This is a genomic window from Camelimonas lactis (assembly GCF_004342915.1).
Lineage (GTDB): Bacteria > Pseudomonadota > Alphaproteobacteria > Rhizobiales > Beijerinckiaceae > Camelimonas > Camelimonas lactis.
On record NZ_SLWL01000030.1, the window covers coordinates 1 to 14,938 of the forward strand.

At 64.5% G+C, this 14,938-nt stretch carries 20 protein-coding genes; 3 read left to right on the top strand and 17 right to left on the bottom strand.

All coding sequences use genetic code 11. The features are described from left to right. Positions 1-1,048, top strand: a 1,048-nt coding sequence (locus EV666_RS17385) for an ATP-dependent DNA ligase (RefSeq protein WP_132010809.1), incomplete at its 5' end; no start/stop codon positions are given. Here the strand turns inward: EV666_RS17385 and EV666_RS18840 are convergent. The 17 genes from EV666_RS18840 to EV666_RS17460 form a co-directional block, all read right to left on the bottom strand. After that, complete coding sequence (locus tag EV666_RS18840) at positions 1,023-1,442, bottom strand: antA/AntB antirepressor family protein (protein WP_342635672.1); 420 nt, start codon at positions 1,440-1,442, stop codon at positions 1,023-1,025. The two genes, EV666_RS17385 and EV666_RS18840, sit on opposite strands and share 26 nt — an antisense overlap. Next, a complete protein-coding gene (locus tag EV666_RS18720) occupies positions 1,421-1,726 on the bottom strand; it encodes a hypothetical protein (protein WP_245514508.1) in 306 nt (101 codons plus the stop codon). The genes EV666_RS18840 and EV666_RS18720 overlap by 22 nt, the downstream gene beginning before the upstream one ends. Before the next feature lie 35 nt (positions 1,727-1,761). Next, on the bottom strand, positions 1,762-2,175 hold the full coding sequence (locus tag EV666_RS17395) for a hypothetical protein (RefSeq protein ID WP_132010811.1): 414 nt from the start codon (positions 2,173-2,175) through the stop codon (positions 1,762-1,764). 158 nt (positions 2,176-2,333) lie between these two features. Continuing rightward, positions 2,334-2,843, bottom strand: a complete 510-nt coding sequence (locus EV666_RS17400) for a type IV toxin-antitoxin system AbiEi family antitoxin domain-containing protein (RefSeq protein WP_132010813.1) — start codon at positions 2,841-2,843, stop codon at positions 2,334-2,336. 221 nt (positions 2,844-3,064) lie between these two features. After that, on the bottom strand, positions 3,065-3,604 hold the full coding sequence (locus EV666_RS17405) for a phage tail protein (RefSeq protein ID WP_132010815.1): 540 nt from the start codon (positions 3,602-3,604) through the stop codon (positions 3,065-3,067). Between the two features lie 8 nt (positions 3,605-3,612). Next, positions 3,613-3,750 (bottom strand): hypothetical protein, encoded by a 138-nt coding sequence (locus EV666_RS18355; RefSeq protein ID WP_165910070.1) that lies wholly within the window; start codon positions 3,748-3,750, stop codon positions 3,613-3,615. After that, complete coding sequence (locus tag EV666_RS17410) at positions 3,747-4,130, bottom strand: hypothetical protein (RefSeq protein WP_132010817.1); 384 nt, start codon at positions 4,128-4,130, stop codon at positions 3,747-3,749. Before EV666_RS17410 ends, EV666_RS18355 begins: the two co-directional genes overlap by 4 nt. Before the next feature lies 1 nt (position 4,131). Then, on the bottom strand, positions 4,132-5,403 hold the full coding sequence (locus EV666_RS17415; protein ID WP_132010819.1) for a S49 family peptidase: 1,272 nt from the start codon (positions 5,401-5,403) through the stop codon (positions 4,132-4,134). Positions 5,404-5,520: 117 nt separating this feature from the next. Then, positions 5,521-6,471: a hypothetical protein gene (locus EV666_RS17420; protein WP_132010821.1), complete on the bottom strand. Its 951-nt coding sequence runs from the start codon at positions 6,469-6,471 to the stop codon at positions 5,521-5,523. A 280-nt stretch (positions 6,472-6,751) separates the two neighbouring features. Beyond that, positions 6,752-7,789 carry a phage late control D family protein gene (locus EV666_RS17425; protein ID WP_165910071.1) on the bottom strand — a complete coding sequence of 346 codons (1,038 nt, stop codon included), beginning with the start codon at positions 7,787-7,789 and terminating at the stop codon, positions 6,752-6,754. After that, positions 7,789-10,089: a phage tail tape measure protein gene (locus tag EV666_RS17430; protein ID WP_132010825.1), complete on the bottom strand. Its 2,301-nt coding sequence runs from the start codon at positions 10,087-10,089 to the stop codon at positions 7,789-7,791. Before EV666_RS17430 ends, EV666_RS17425 begins: the two co-directional genes overlap by 1 nt. A 144-nt stretch (positions 10,090-10,233) precedes the next feature. Continuing rightward, a complete protein-coding gene (locus EV666_RS17435) occupies positions 10,234-10,572 on the bottom strand; it encodes a hypothetical protein (RefSeq protein ID WP_132010827.1) in 339 nt (112 codons plus the stop codon). 172 nt (positions 10,573-10,744) lie between these two features. Continuing rightward, positions 10,745-11,650, bottom strand: coding sequence for a hypothetical protein (locus tag EV666_RS17440; protein ID WP_132010829.1), 906 nt, complete (start codon positions 11,648-11,650; stop codon positions 10,745-10,747). A 28-nt stretch (positions 11,651-11,678) separates the two neighbouring features. Continuing rightward, positions 11,679-11,960, bottom strand: a complete 282-nt coding sequence (locus EV666_RS17445; RefSeq protein WP_132010831.1) for a hypothetical protein — start codon at positions 11,958-11,960, stop codon at positions 11,679-11,681. 45 nt (positions 11,961-12,005) lie between these two features. Next, a complete protein-coding gene (locus EV666_RS17450) occupies positions 12,006-12,263 on the bottom strand; it encodes a helix-turn-helix transcriptional regulator (protein WP_132010833.1) in 258 nt (85 codons plus the stop codon). After that, positions 12,260-12,583, bottom strand: coding sequence for a helix-turn-helix domain-containing protein (locus EV666_RS18920; protein ID WP_132010835.1), 324 nt, complete (start codon positions 12,581-12,583; stop codon positions 12,260-12,262). The genes EV666_RS17450 and EV666_RS18920 overlap by 4 nt, the downstream gene beginning before the upstream one ends. Positions 12,584-12,777: 194 nt before the next feature. After that, positions 12,778-13,986 (bottom strand): replication initiation protein, encoded by a 1,209-nt coding sequence (locus EV666_RS17460; RefSeq protein WP_207906449.1) that lies wholly within the window; start codon positions 13,984-13,986, stop codon positions 12,778-12,780. Positions 13,987-14,462: 476 nt separating this feature from the next. Here EV666_RS17460 and EV666_RS17465 point away from each other — a divergent pair, with 476 nt between their 5' ends. Beyond that, on the top strand, positions 14,463-14,735 hold the full coding sequence (locus EV666_RS17465) for a hypothetical protein (protein WP_132010837.1): 273 nt from the start codon (positions 14,463-14,465) through the stop codon (positions 14,733-14,735). A 4-nt stretch (positions 14,736-14,739) separates the two neighbouring features. Further along, a partial coding sequence (locus EV666_RS17470; protein ID WP_132010839.1) for a hypothetical protein occupies positions 14,740-14,938 on the top strand: 199 nt, incomplete at its 3' end.

The window sequence follows — 14,938 nt, forward strand, 5'->3', positions numbered from 1 at the left end:
TGGGGAGGCCGAGGCATTCATCTGCCGCATCGCGCCGTCTGAGGACGACGCGGCGCTGCTGTACGCGGATCTGTCGCGGGCGGCCTATTGCGACCTGGACAGGACCCGGCTCACGCTCAGCCTGAGTGATTGCTTCGGCGAGATATTCACGCGTTGCGAGGTCATCGAGTACGATCCGCGCGCCCCGGAAAACCTGCGGCCAATGTTGGCGGCGAACGCCAGGCTGGATCGCGTCGAATTCCCGGTGCTGGCCCAGCCCAAGCACGACGGCATCCGCTGCATGATCGTGCCCGGCCTAGGTCCGGTGACGCGCAGCCTGCACCCGATCCCGAATGACCACATCAGGGCCGCTCTGGCCGATGCGCCAGAGTTCGCTGACGGCGAGCTTGTCACGTACACGGACGGGCGCCCGGATCCGTTGAACGTGGTCGACAGCAAGGTCATGTCGAAGGATGGCGCGCCGGAGTTCATGCTCCATGTGTTCGACCATATGGCACCTGAGATCGCCAGCGAGCCTTACCAGGCGCGCATGGCGACGCTGGCGGATCATCCGGCGATGCGGCGCGTGGATACGGCTGAAATCGCCTCGCTGGCCGCGCTGGAGGCGTTCGAGGCGCGTCACGTTGGAGAGGGCTGGGAAGGCATCATCCTGCGCGCTCCGGCGGCCCCGTATAAGCGCGGGCGCAGCAGGGTTGCCGAGGGCGGCCTGCTCAAGGTGAAGCGCTGGCGTGATGACGAGGCAACGATCGTCGGCGTGGTCGAACAGATGCGCGCCGCGACCGCGGCAGAGCGTGACGCCCTGGGTTACGCGAAGCGGTCAAAATCCAAGTCCTGCAAGGTTCCTGCCGGCACGCTGGGCGCGTTGCGCGTTGTCTGGCGCGGCCTGGAGTTCGGCCTGAGCGCAGGCATGTCCCGCGCCGTCCGCGCCGCGATGTGGGCCGACCGTGACGCCATCATCGGCAGGCGCGTCACCTTCAAATTCCGCAATCTCGGCGCCAATGGCGCGCCGGTCGGCGCTGCCTTCAGGTCGCTGCGGTCGGACATCTGAGCACGGGTTTCGCAGAAACCCATAAGTGCGCCCTTCTAGGCCAGGGAGGCCATAGCCAAAAGAAAAGGCCGCTCACAGCGGCCAGTGGGAGGCGTTCAGCTGGGGTGGGGCTCAACATGCACAGAAGCAGGGCTTGCTCTTCGTTCAGGTAGTAGGTGTCAACGTAGTGGGTTGCGCCATTGGTGCGGAGTTGCGTCGTAACTTGCGACGCAAGGGGTCCGTAACCCTCAAGCTCGTCGCGGTTTCGGTCGATCAATTGGCGGATCGCGTAGTTCCGCTCAACCATGGCAAGCTCTTTGGCCATGTCGATCGACAGGTGGTATTCCTTGGCCGGGCGACCGCCCAAGGGGTTTTCCCCAGATTTGGTGAAAACTACAAAATCTTGATTTTCCAAGAATTTATACTGTTCAATTCGCGCCTTGACCCACGTAGAGAAGTCTTGGCGACTTTGACGGCGCGGCGGACGGCAGTTTCTTCCATCCCGAGGTCTCTGGCGGCCTGCATGTATCCGCCTTTCTTCCCTCTCCCGCCGACGGCCTTCAGCGTTGAAACATCGGCAACTTGCCGGGGTTTTTGGTCAGCCTTCGACGTGACAAGCTCAACCCACTTCGCGACCATCTCCGCGCGCTCGATCTCTCCGATCTCGCGGCGGTGGAGGTTCTCCGCGATCTCAGCCATGGAGGCGGAGTTGTTGCCGGGGGTCGAGCTTGGCCCTACCCCAGCAACCGCGCCAGCCAGCTCCGGCGCTCCGCTGCCGGCGGTGCGGTTGCGGTGAGCAGTCGCTGGGCCTGCTGGGCCTGCTCCTGCCAGGCGTCCCGTTGTTCTTTAAGTTCAGCAATGCGCTCGGCCTGCAACGCGACTTCGCGCTCCAGGGCGGCCAGCCGTGCCGTTACAGCAGGGTCGGGCGCCGTCACGACCGTTTCATTGGCCGGTACGGTTTGTTCCATCGTACCGTTGCCGTTCCGTGACGGCCTGGCACGGGGGTAGGCTCTGAATAGTTCGGCAGGGTCGATCGAGAGCGTGCCGTCATCGTTCCGCGACGCAGACAGCTTCCCGCTTTTGATTGCGCGGTGAATGCTGGTCTTTGATGTGCCGACCTCTTTGGCCGCCTGCCCCATGGTGAACACGACGCGTTACTCCCGTTGCGGTGCGCCGTAACGATGCGCCCGGAACGGTTAATGGCAGGAAAATAGGCGGTCAGATGCGGAAGCAAGCGCTGCGCTTGGCTCCAAATTCTGGTCCAGAAACGGAAAAAAGCCCCGGCGGTGAGGCCGGGGCGTTGTGGTCAGTCAATGTCGGGGGATGCGTCCGCAAGAGGATCACGCCCCGCCTTCAGGTCGGCGATAGCGCGGCTTGTCCCTCGGTCGAGCCTGGAGAGCGCCCCAGCGACGCCTGCCTCTGCGCGAACTCGTATATCGAGGGGCAGATTGGCGAATATGCCGGCGAACTCACTGGCGATGGTTTTCCGGATCCGGGCCACAACCGCCTCGACATCTTCCATGTCGACAAGGCGGCCCTCGTCGCGGGCGGTGCGGAGCTCGACCTCACGAGCCTTCGCGGCCGCTAGGGCGTTCTCCGGGCCGGCTCGCGCCACCGCAGCGGCGCGGCGTTCTTCCAGATACCTGATGTAGCCCTGCGTGACGGACACGAACGGATATTTGCCACGCCCTGCGCGCTGGATGTGACCGGAGTCGGCCAGCTTTCGGATCATCCTAGGCGACACGCCCACGAGCCGGGCCGCCACTTCGGCCGTCAGCAGGGACCGTTCCGCTGCGTCAGATTTGTTGCGTTGCAAAGGTTTCTCCCTCCCAAAGTGGAATGGCACGGCGAAGTCAAAAAACCGAAATATGCGCAAACCTCGGGCGGCGGCGTCGGCGCTCCCTAGGGGCTAGGGGTACGGTCCCTACGTGGGTGGGGTCTAGGAGGGCCAGAGAAGGCGCAGGAGCGGCATTGCGGCGATGGCCGGTAGCGCGATGCGGCCAAGAAAAAGAGCCGCTGTGCGCGGCCCTACGGCGATCACTTGAACAGTCGGCCAAGTTCGTGAAGCAGACGCCGCTCGGTGACGTTCTGCGCGGTTCGATCCCAAGCGTTCAGCGGTTCGCCCTTGCGCATCTCGCGGGCGATGTTGGGCCCGAATAGGCCCTTGAGCGGGAAGCGTTCCGCTCCCCTGCGCACGTACACCTTGCCGCCGAAAGCGGGCACGATGAACGACTTCCTGAAAATCTTGCGCTTGTTCCACGGGGCCGCTGACGCGCCCCGCTTGACCTGCCGTGCCTTGAACAGGCCGACGTTCGTTTCGTTGCCGCGCCCCTCGACCGTGTACGACAGCGTGGCCGGCAGGGAGCGCCGGGTCGTCATCACCGTCTTGACCTTCTGGTAGTTGATGCCGGTGGCGCGGACCAGTTCCCGCGTCATGGCGGTTTTCGCCATGTCCCCACCACGATTGACGGCGCGTGACGCAGCCTCGCGGGCTTCGCGCTCCCCGATCCGCCTCAGTTTGTCTGCCATCTGGCGGATCGCGTTTCCGCCGGCCAGCGTGACTGTCGCCTCAGCCATTGATCACCTCACGGAAGAAAGAGCGCCGCCATCCCGACCACGAAAAAGCAAATGGCGGCAAAGACGGCGGCGTGGGGGAAGCCAAGGCGGACGCCCAGCGATGTTTGCCAGGCGAACACGCCAAGCGCCAGGCCGGCGGCGATCATGCCTGGACGGCCTCATCGGCCTCGTCCTGCGCCGACTGCCACAGGTCATCGTGCTCGACCTTCAGCGCAGCTAGCAGCTTCGCCGCGAACTTCGCCTCGGCGAGCTCGTCCACCTGGCGCTGGCGATCGGCGGCCTGCCGCGCCACGTCACGCTGGGCGCGGGCGGCGTTAACCGCGGCAAGGGCGACCTTTTCGGCGTTGCCGAAGCGGGAGCGCTCGGCGGATGGCTGAGCCATGTAGGTCTCTGCGAACAGGATCACGTCATCGGGGTATTCGACGCCGCATGGGAAGCAGCCCAGGGAGACGGCGGCCAAGAATTCGAGGTCGTTCTCGCGTTCGTGGCCCTCGGCGATGCGCCTGGCTTCCGTGTTGATCGTCATGTCAGAACCCCCGCCTTGCGTTCGTTTCGGCGATTGCCGCCTTCCAGGTTGCATCAACTTGGTCTTCGGCCTTCGGCGGCTCGTGCCCGCCGACAGCCAGCACAAGAGCGTTGCCCGATGCTGGGGCTTGGACAGGCTGGGGCGGGGCGGCATGTGGGGCGGTCGGCTGGTCAATGCCGTCGAGGCGCTCCGTGGTCTGGGCGAGGGCCTTGGCCCAAATCTCGTCGGCCTGTGCATTGGTCAGATGGCCCGGCACGTATGGCGTCGCGTTACTGGTCACGGGGGAAGCTCCGTAGGTTGGCGCCTGTGCTCGCGTGTGAGCGGCGCGGATGGTCGCCTCGACGCCCTGGGTCGTCATCGACAGCCAGGCTGCGTCGGCGGCATCGATTGGGGGGAGCGCGGCTTTTGCTCTTGGCGCTGCGCGGTCGAACAATAGGGGGCGGTCGGCGGCTTCTTGCCGCGCAGCAACTGGATTATCGGCAGGGCTGAGGCTCGCGATCACGCCCTCAAAGGTGCCGATTTCGTCGGCCATGCCGGCGGCGACAGCCGCCTTGCCGACCAGGACGTCACCGGCTCCGAAGCGCTGGATGACATGCTGGGCCGACACGCCCCGGCCAGCTGCTACAGCCTCGACGAACACGTCGGCCAAGGCGTCCACGCGGGATTGAATGCGGGCGCGGCCAGCATCCGACGTGACGTCGAGCCGCTTGCCCGGTGATTGGCTTGAAATGAACTCGACGCTGGCATCGTCGCCCTGCGCCGGGAATGCGGCCCGGACGCCGATGGAGCCGAGGATCGCCGTCTCGTCGATGACGATGCGGTCGGCCTGACTGGCGAGCCAGTACCCGGCGGATGCTGCCATCCCGCCAACATAGGCAACCACAGGCTTGACGCCGCGCGCGTCGCGGATGGCCTTTGCCATCTCGTTGACGCCGTTGACGTGGCCGCCTGGCGTATCGAATGACAGCAGGATCGCCTTGGCGTCTGGGTCGTCGAGCGCGACCTGAAAGTCAGTCCGCATCACATCATACGACGTCGCGCCGCTGATCGCGGTGAACAGGTTGGCGTAACGGAACAGGGGGCCGGTCGCGTGAACGATCGCCACGCCGTCGCGCATCTCAAGGCGCTCAGATTGGGGAACGTGGTACGCCCGGTACGCCTCCAGCGCCTCTGGCGTCGCCTCGTTGCGGCGCTCGGCAATGGCGATGATTTTGGCAAGACCTTCTTGGGTGATCGCCCAGGCGTCCGCCGTCAGAATGTCAATGAGAGCCATGCGGCCTCCGGATATGGGGCAGGGCGTGGACGCCCCGCCCCAGCCTTGCCAGCCCTGTTCCCCATGGCGCGCCGGACGCCGAACAGGGCAGAGGGAGAAGCGTCCGGCGCAACTCGGTCAGGCGTCGATTTCGAGGAAAGCACGGGGGTCGATATCGGCGCGGCGCGGGATGTGCAGGCCATCGGCCTCGGCAGCAACGATCAGCGCTTCTTCCCGGCGCTCGGCGGCCAATTTCTCACGCGCGATGCGCTCGAACTCCTGGGCCCGCTCACGGTCGGTCATCGCGCCGGTCAGGTCCAAGCCGCGCACAATGTCATCGACGCGGGCGACCAACTGATCGCGCAAGATCCACGTAAAAAGGCTCGCGCCAGCGTCGCCGGCGATGGTGTCGCCGACCTTCCAGGTGGCGAGGCGTTTGGACAATCCCAGTGGCGCGCCATCGCGGCTGGTTTTGCTGATGGACAATGCGCCGGACGCCGCTACGCGCTCAATTTCGGCGACGGCATCCGTCCGCAGTTGATGTGCCGGAACGGGCGCGTTCTCCGCGGCCTCCCATTCGTCGGCCAGGGCAGCAATTTCGGCGCGCACAGAAGCGACGTCCCGTCTGAAATCCTTAGACCTGACGGGTGGAAGATCGATGTGGCGCGCCAAGGTCGATAGGTGAAGTGCGTCAGCGATCCAGCGTTCAACCGCATGGACAAAAGCGTAGCCGCGCATTTGCGCTTCCGCGCGCTCAATGGCGTCGCGGGTAAAGTTTCGTTCAACGGCTACTCGATCAAGCTCGACGCGCCCCTGGGGGGTGACGCCGACCGCGTTGTGGCGGTTCGCTTGTGTGTGCCTGACGATGGCCTCCCGGCGATCCGCGTCACGCATGCGCTCCTGCGCGGAAAAATATGCGGTACGCGCGGCTTCGAGTTCAGACTTCGCGCGCTCCAGTTTGGCGCGCGACTTGGCCGGCAAGGGATGATCCGGCCATGGCTTTTCCGCCGGCGTCGCGGCGATCCAGCCACGCTCAACGCGATCGCCTGTTTTCGTCGCCTCTGGGCTTACAAATGTGATGTCGGCCACAAAAAGCCCTCCTGAAATGATCTTTGAAGATCATCTCAGAAGGGCTCGCATAATTGCAGTTGACGAAATTGGTTATTTCTGGGGGGAATTAGTAACCGTTCCGCCGATCAACCGGTCTTTCTTTACCCATATCCTGCCCAACACCTTTATAGCAATGGGCAATCTTCTGACAGAAGCGCGAATGTTGTCCGGTGTCTGCCGCGCATAGCCTGCGGCTTGCTCGATCGTCAGCCAACTGCCATCGTTTAAGTCGATCTCCGAGGCCGGCGGCGGCCAAGCGTCATCGGCCCGCATCTGTCGTTGACCTCCCATCCTTCCCAGCCTCGCCTTGCGGCTGTTTCACTTCGAGCCGCGTAACCCATCCACTGCCACGGCTGAACTCATGGGCGACGGACTCGATGCGATAGGTCCCGTCCACGCCAGGGCGCGCGCCTGAGAGCGTCACCAGCGCCTCTGGCTGCGGCTCAGCGCTGCCATTGATGCTGATCGATCCACCGCCCTTCTCGCGCTCTGCGGTGTCCTTTCGGCTCTCTGCGCCGGCCTTGGCCTCGCCACCGTCCGATGCCGGGTAGCGTGCTGAGAAATCGGCCTCAGCGTCATCATCTGGAATGTCGATCTCGACCTGACGCCACGTCGCGGTCTTAGGATCGTACCAGCGCGCCTTGGTCTCCTTCCAGCGCGGTCGGCCCATGTCCGGCGTGATCTCCCACGACAGAAGGTTGTCGCCGCGCGCGGCGCGCACGGTGGGCAGGTCCTTGCCAGACGCGCTCTTGCCCCCGTTGCGCTTTGCAAGGATCGCCTTGCCTTGGCTCACCTTGAACGTGCCGCCGTTCTCGCGCGCCAAGCGCTCCCCAAATGCGATGAAACTCTCGCCTTGCATCGCCCAGTAAGCGCGCTTGATCTGGCCCAGGCTGTCGTCGACCTGTACGTCGTCAATGCCAGCGTCCTTCGCTGCCTCCTGCATCACCGATTTGAGGTCTTTGTCGTCCCAGTGCCGCTGACGCGGGGCCTTGGCCTTGCCTTTGGTGTCGACGCCTTTCCCGGTGATCGTCATCACCATCCCGGCGTTGCGCGAGCCGGATGACCGAACCTCGTCGACCACGCCACGGAACACAGGCGCGCCGCCCAGCCGCACCTCGATCTTGGCCCCCGTTGGCGGGAACATGATCTCGCCGTCGCGGTCGTCCAGTTCGATCGACACCGTGTCGCTCGATGAGCCGGCCTTATCCGTGACAGACAGGTTGATAAGGCGCGGGAGCAGGGCGCTGGTGATGTCGCGCCCGTCGATTGAAACGGAGCAGTCTGTGCGGTCGACCATTAGTAAACTCCGGAGTCGGCGTGGTTCGCGCGCAACTGCGCGCCGTCCACGCGAGGTGTGACGCGGATCGAGACATTCGCGGTGAGGCTGGACGCCCATGCTTGGACCTGTGCCTGTGCCTCGGCCTGCGCGCGGGCCAGGCCAGCCTTCAGGGCGTCGCCGAAGGCATCCGCCATGCGATTGCCAGCTTGGGCGGCAGCACTGTCATCGCCCTTTAGGTCCGGCGGGCGCACCGGCGGCAGCGGCGCAGACGCGCCACCAGGACGCGACGGCGGCATCGGGGCGGTTGCGCCGAGGCGCGGATCGGTCCGGTTTTCCTCGACGCCGAACGTTTCTTCGATCCGCGAGCGGCTATATGCAGCCTCCGCCGCTGCCTTCGGGTCCTGCGCAGGCATCTTTTTGTAGCCGTTGATGATCCGATCCAGCCGGTCGAGGATACCGAGGTTCTTCTCTTTCGCCGGATCATATCCGACCGGGTAATTCCCCGGGAACATCCCGAAGCCATAGTCCAGCGCAGCGGTTCCGGCGCCGTAGATGGCGCCGCCGAGTAGGCCGCCGCGCAGGCCGCTGCGTAGGAATGATCGAGCGCCCGTCGCGGCTGCCGCGCCGCCGGTAGCTCCGCCCGCTGCCGGGGCCGCCGCTCCACCGGTTCCCGCTGCGCCAGCCGCGCCGCCACCGAATAGCTTGAACCATAGCGCCGCGCCGGCGCCGCCAGCGGCTAATCCCGTCCCGAGCGTCGTGATCCCATAAATCGCTGAAGTGAGCTTCGGGAATGCGTCGGCCGCTTCGCTGACACGCTGCGCCAGCACGCCCATGGGGCCAGAGATGGCGCCAACGCTCTGTTCATTTGCCCTGTCGAGCGCGTTGGCAGCGTCCTGGACCTGCGATCCCGTCGTGCCCCGGATGAACTGCGACGTGCGTTCGGTATCGCCAGACGACTTGTCGAGTTGCCCGAGGATTTCCTCCCGCAGCTTCGCGCCGTAGCGCAAGGCAAGCGCCGCCATCAGAGCCTGGCGGTCAGCGAGGATTTTGCCGATCTCGGAGCCTTCCGCGATCTTTGCCGCACTGGCGATGAGCTGCTTGCGCTCGTCCTCGTCTTTCGTCGTCGCCAGCTTCGCGGTGAGGGCCTTGTAATCATCGCTGGACTGCATCTGGCGGTCCAGCACTTCGGCAAATGCGTCGAGAGGGTTCACGCCCTGAAGCTGGCGCTGAACCATGAACTTCGACCAGTCGAACGTCGCGGGCGCGCGGCGGGCCTTCGCGCCTTTCCCCTTGACCTTGCCAGGCGTCGTTGGGTCACCCGCCTTGGGATCGACCGTCTTCGCCATGGTGTCCTTTAGTTCGCGTGAGGTCAGCTTTTGCAGGAGGTTGACGACGTTGTTGCCGGTCTCATCTGATGTGCCGGCCGTGGCCCTGGCTACTTCGTTAGCGGCGACAATCTGCCGGACAGCATCAAGGCCGCTCAGACCTACGGTTTTCGCCAGGGCAAGTTGCTGAGGCATCCAACGGGCCATGTCCGGCAGCTCAAACGCGCCGACCCGCCCCCCTTTCAACATCATGTCGAAGCCGCGTTGCAGATCCTTGGCGGCGACGCCGGCTTCGATCATAGCTGCCGCCGATTTTGCGATGTGCTCAGGCTCGGCGCCGGTGGCCCAGGCTGTTTTGACGATCGAAGGTAGGGCGTCCAATGCTGCCCTGCCTTCAAACTTTCCGCTCGACACGAGGGCGTCCAGGCCGGCGAGGGCCTCATCCCGGGAGCCGCCTCCCTCGCGGACCGCCCGATACACGGCATCGCCGATCTGCGCATGAGCTTTCTGCATGTCGCCGACGGTGCCGTCGCCTGCCATCGTGGTCGCAAGCCGCGCTTTCCGAAGATCGTAGCTGACGGCCTTCTGAACCCGTGGCGCAACCACATGGCCGGCAGCGACAGCGCCGGCTCCGACAGCACCGGCGCCCGCGGCAAACCGCCCTGCACGGGCGCGGAATGAGTTGTGCCGGCGTTCCGCTTCAGCAGCGCGGGCGGCGGCTGCCGCCTCAGCTTGCCGCGCTTTCTCTGCACGCTGGAGGGCAGTGACGCGCCGCTGGACGGCGCGCTCGAGATCGCGCTCCATACTGAGCATGGTGAGGTTGACGCGGCGTGCCTGCGCCGCCACCTGGTCAAGGCCGCCGACCCGCAGGCGCTTGTTCGCCAGTTTATCAGCTGCTTGGCTCACGCCGTGCATTGAGCGGGCGGCCTTGAGGGCCGCCGCAGAGAGCCCATCCGTCATCCGGAGATGGAGTGTGGTGGTTTTATCTGCCATTGCGGACCCTCACGGCGTCAGCCGCTGTCGCCAGCCAGTCGAGAAAATCCACCGGCGACAGAGCGAGAAAAAAGGACAGGGGCGTGCCGGTTTGCGTAGCCGCAAACACCGCATAGCGCCGCCATTCGGCAGCGCCCCACGCCCTCACGACTCCCCCGGCGCAGCCTCATCGGTGAACAAGACGGCGGCCACCAGGCCGTCGATGTCGTCCGCCGACACCTCGCCGGCGTCGTCGCCCAGCGATGTCATGCCCCGGATGATTGACAGCATCGCAGCGTACTCGGCGCTTCCCGCGATGTTCGGGAGCTTGCCCAACTTGGTCGCCTCTGCCGCCTCCATGAAATGCGAGGTCACCACACGGATGTCGTCGCCGATTTTCATAAGGTCAGCTGCCTTCATGGGCCTGATCTCGACCTTGCCCAGGATCGCGCCGTTGGGGAGCGTGATGGGGCGGGTGAGGGTGTAGGTGCTGGTGATGGTCATCGGTCGTTCCTTTCGAGGATACGAATTGCGAGTTGGAGGATGGCGTCGTCACCGGCGAACGGGCCGAGGCGTGTAAGCGCGGCACTAACGGCCTGGACCGCGCCGGGGCGGCCTGCGATCGAGAGAAGTCTGCCGGCGATTGAGGTCGCCAATGGATGCAGGACAGGCGTCGTCATCGCGCCGCCTTCATGGGCGGCGCTGAGCGAGCCGGTGGATTGGAAAATGCTGCGATTGCCGCATCGCACAGCCGCGCCATCGCGGCGCGGCGCGTGTCGTCTGACAGCAATGGTCGTGACGACGGCGCGAGGTTTACAGGTGTTTCGCCACTAATAGAGACTTCCTTACTGTTACGGGCGAAAGACCTGTCAACTTCGCGTTCCGCACGCTTCCGGCGGGCGTAAAGCGCCTGCCGGCTAACGCCTTCGCGCTTGGCTTCGGCTGCCATGGACTGTCCCTCGTATTGCTGCCTCGTCTGGCGGCCTGTCAGAGATCGCTGGCGCTGGTAACGTGCCGCGTCTGTTGCGGCCTTGCGCGCCCGGCGCTCTGCCGCGATGGCCTCTGGCAGCACGTCCACCGGGTGAACCGTTTTCAGGTCAAGCGACCGCCACTCAACCTCACGGAGCCCAACCAGTTCGCCGGCCCTGCGCGCAGTGATACGGCGCGGCCTGGCGCAAACCTTCTCTGCGAGGGCGATCACGAAATCGGTCGGTGCAGTCGGAAGCCACGCAGCGGCCCAGGCAACAAGAGCCTGGGGCGTTGCACGCCGACCATTGCCGGCAGCACGTAAGGCGACGGCGTTGAAGGCCACTGACGCGTATGCGGCCCAATCGTCGGTGTCGCATGGCCCGCCGTGGCGGTGGGTGATCACAGCCTCAATGGCTGCGACGCGGGCCACGTTGATATTAAACCGGCGCTGCGCCGTGCCGGGCGCGTCGGTCGGGTTATTCGTGATGACGGCGACGTTGCCAGCCAGGATGCTGACATTGCCGCCTTCTGCGCGCGCCATCCCTGGATCAACGATGCGATCCTTGTGCCGCGCTTGGCTTACTGCTAAGTTCATGGCGGAAAACACTTTCACGCCGCTCCGGTCCGCCGGGCGGCGTTTTTCATGGGCGTGAGAGGGTGACGACGCTGGCGGTCTCTGACTGCTGGTCACGCGCCACGAGACCGACCGTGGCGCGGTGCTCTTGGATGCGGTCGCGCAGGTGCTGGGTCGCTGCGGCGACCAGCTGCCCGCGCAGGTGCGGTACGGTCTGCCAAGCTTGCGCAAAGCGATGGGCGGCGCTGGAAACGCTGCCGTGGACGCCACCGGCCAGCTTCAAAGCATCGGCTTCGAGGGCCCGGAATTGCCGGGTGCGGTTAGGCGGAAAGAGCGCGACGTTGTTCATGCTGCCTCCACGAAAGAAAAAAGCGCCGGCCATTTCTGGCGGCGCTCACTTGGGGGTTCGGGTTCGGGTCCATCGCGCGATTTTCTTTTCGAGCGACTTGGGCGGGACCAGGTCCGGGCTGTGGAGCCTGAAAAACGCTTGCTCTCCCAGCCACTCCTCGACGTCGGCGCGGCGGTAACGCAGTGCGCCGTTTGTGGGGCAGCGCACAAACTTAGGGCCCGTTCCAGCCACCCGACGCTGGTAGAGCCTCGCGGGGGTGACGCCGATCAGATCGGCAGCCTGGCGGACGGTCAAAAACGTCATGCTGCGCCCCCATTAAAAAACCCGCCTCGTGGGCGGGTCGGTTTGCGGCGGGGAGAGATTTTTGCGGATTGGGCCAGCCAACGATCGAGGTCAGCTACCTGGTATCGGATCGATCCACTGGGGAGGCGCAAATAGGCGGGCCCCACACCGATCGCGCGGAATTTCTTGAGGGAGGCGGGCGACAGCGTAAGGCGCTCAGCCGCCTGCTGGGTCGTGAGCAACATCGGCCCTCCAGACGCAAAAAAACCCGCGCAGCGGGTGCTGGGCGGGTGACGTTCAGACATAAAAAAAACCGCTTGCGCGGCTCGTTCAGGGCGCATCGCGCCCCACACGCGTTATATACGCTCATTTCCCCCCAAAAAGTCAACGATTTAGTCGTTTTTACGACTTCACAATGTTGTGTGATTTCTCCTATCTATATGAAATATAAGCACTTCCTCATGATCCAAAAAGTGGCGCGATGTGAGCCAAAATTTTTCGGCGACAGAGCCAGAGGGCGGCCAAAGCCGCCCCATCACCGATGTTTGCCCAGGCTTTTGCAAAAGCCGGAAAAGGCCGTCGCCACGTCCCTGGCGTCGAGCTTTCGGCCCTTGCCCAGCCACCACTGGCGAAAGCGGTCGGCGACAACATCCACGTCCCAGCCCGGCGCGTTCTCGCGGGCGATAGCGGCCCAATGGTCGTTAAACGTGATGCCGCCCTCGGCGGGGAACGCCGCCGGCTTGGCTGACTTCCCTGCGGCTTTGGCGGCGATCTGGGGCGTGACCTCGACATGCTCTACGGTGCCGTCGCGCCGGGCCTTACGGCCGGCGGAGTGACGTTCGAGCTCGGCCCGCGCTTCCTTGCGGTCGGCATTCACGCGCCACTTGATCGTCACGCTGGCGACGGTGCGTCCTACCTTGTTTGTCGTCACGTCCAAATGAAGCCGCGAGATCTGATTGATCTCGGCGACTGCCGGCGCGATGGCCCGCTGCATGAGGTTGGAGAACCGCTCCATCTTGCCACTGGTGACGCCCAGGAGAGCGCGCAGTTCTGGGATCGTGAATGTCTTGCTGGAGAGCCGACCCATGCCAGCCAGCGAGGCCAAGTGCTGAAACATCAACACGGCATACTTGGACGACAAGTGGAACACGGTCTGCCTGTCGATGATCGCCCAGTGGTTCGACTTGTCGGCCATCTCCCGGAACGTGCGGCCGAAGTACCAAGAAACCAGCAGGTCGCCGGACAACTCATGCCGATAGTCGATCCTGGCCTCGTCCAACAGGCCGCCGACCACGACGCGCATCGCTGTCGGGTCGTCATAGGTCAGAACCGCAGCGCGCAACTCCTGAAACAGCGGAACCAGCGATGAACGGTCGTGGTTCGCCATCCCATCGATGCGACGAATGTCGGACAGCCTGACGTCATGGCGCACGTCATCGGCCATGCGACCAGCGGCGGTGCCGATCATCAGGTGCATGAGTTTGAGAGCTCGCAGGCTTGGCGGGTTCTGCATGTAGACGCCCCGCGCGACTTCGGCCGGCAGCACGGTCTTGGTTTGGTCGAACGCCCTGTCGGCGGCCACTTGTGTCGTCTTCCCCATGGCAACGAATGTGAATAACTCCATGTTGCCTGTCAACGAGCAACATTGGCCCAAAACGTTGCCCATCCGGCCCAATATGTTGCCTGACCGGCCCAAAACGTTGCCCATCTGGCCCAAAACGTTGCCGATAAGCGCGTAAGGCATTGTAATTTATTGGTAAATTGGCCCTTGAACAATAAGAACTATAGAACAAGAAAGGGCGCTGACGCGCCTTCCTTTGAAAATCAGGCCTTGGATTTCATGCCAGATCGACCCCGTTGACACCGGAAACGAGACGCAGCATCCTTCATCTGCCTGGACGCAAAAGGTCCAGGTGGGGCGTGGAAACCCCTACTGGATCGAGGCGTGCAAGCGCCCCTGATGGCGCTATTTTTGCGTCTGCATACGGCCATGCTTCCCCCACGTGGGGTCTATGGCGGGAGCGCGTCGAATACGGCCTCACGGCTCAATAAGGCGCGCCTGTTAGAGCCTCGCTCCAGTCAGGTTTCCACCCTCCCGCCGCCAGCCCCACGGGCCGGCGGATCGCCGGGGGGCTGCGAAAGACCAATTGCGCACCCCCGTTTAGTCACGGTCGACTTGATTGCTGCCAGTGGGGCTGGCGGCTGATTTGGGGGAGAGAAATGTTGCACACGAACACCGCCACGCAGATCCGGGAATACGACAACGCCGTCCTGCATGAGGCCGAAAGCCTCCAGCTTACGCAGGCCGAGGCGGCCAAGATCCGGCGCATCGTCGAGCACTACATGGGCGAAAACTATGCCGACGAACTTGCCGACCGCGCCCGCCAGCACGCATTGGCCGCCGGATACACGGCAGAAGGATGGGGCGAGCGCCGAGCCCACGCGCCGGCCGTTCTCGATTTGCTGGTCGCGGCCGCGCCGGAACGCTGGTGATCCCATGCTTTCGTTCCTCGGCTCTCCCCAAGATCCACTGACGCCGTTATCCGGTCGCGGCCCGCTGTTTGCAGCGGGCGTGGCTGGCGACGTGACGTTCGCGGACGTTGGGGAGGCCGAGGCATTCATCTGCCGCATCGCGCCGTCTGAGGACGACGCGGCGCTGCTGTACGCGGATCTGTCGCGGGCGGCCTATTGCGACC

Coding starts and splice junctions, on each gene's coding strand:
- EV666_RS18720 (WP_245514508.1), bottom strand. CDS start 1,726: ATGGCTGAGATCGCGGAGAACCTCCACCGCCGCGAGATCGGAGAGATC.
- EV666_RS17405 (WP_132010815.1), bottom strand. CDS start 3,604: ATGGCTGAGGCGACAGTCACGCTGGCCGGCGGAAACGCGATCCGCCAG.
- EV666_RS18355 (WP_165910070.1), bottom strand. CDS start 3,750: ATGATCGCCGCCGGCCTGGCGCTTGGCGTGTTCGCCTGGCAAACATCG.
- EV666_RS17410 (WP_132010817.1), bottom strand. CDS start 4,130: ATGACGATCAACACGGAAGCCAGGCGCATCGCCGAGGGCCACGAACGC.
- EV666_RS17415 (WP_132010819.1), bottom strand. CDS start 5,403: ATGGCTCTCATTGACATTCTGACGGCGGACGCCTGGGCGATCACCCAA.
- EV666_RS17425 (WP_165910071.1), bottom strand. CDS start 7,789: ATGGTCGACCGCACAGACTGCTCCGTTTCAATCGACGGGCGCGACATC.
- EV666_RS17430 (WP_132010825.1), bottom strand. CDS start 10,089: ATGGCAGATAAAACCACCACACTCCATCTCCGGATGACGGATGGGCTC.
- EV666_RS17435 (WP_132010827.1), bottom strand. CDS start 10,572: ATGACCATCACCAGCACCTACACCCTCACCCGCCCCATCACGCTCCCC.
- EV666_RS17445 (WP_132010831.1), bottom strand. CDS start 11,960: ATGAACAACGTCGCGCTCTTTCCGCCTAACCGCACCCGGCAATTCCGG.
- EV666_RS17450 (WP_132010833.1), bottom strand. CDS start 12,263: ATGACGTTTTTGACCGTCCGCCAGGCTGCCGATCTGATCGGCGTCACC.
- EV666_RS18920 (WP_132010835.1), bottom strand. CDS start 12,583: ATGCGCCCTGAACGAGCCGCGCAAGCGGTTTTTTTTATGTCTGAACGT.
- EV666_RS17460 (WP_207906449.1), bottom strand. CDS start 13,986: ATGCCTTACGCGCTTATCGGCAACGTTTTGGGCCAGATGGGCAACGTT.
- EV666_RS17465 (WP_132010837.1), top strand. CDS start 14,463: ATGTTGCACACGAACACCGCCACGCAGATCCGGGAATACGACAACGCC.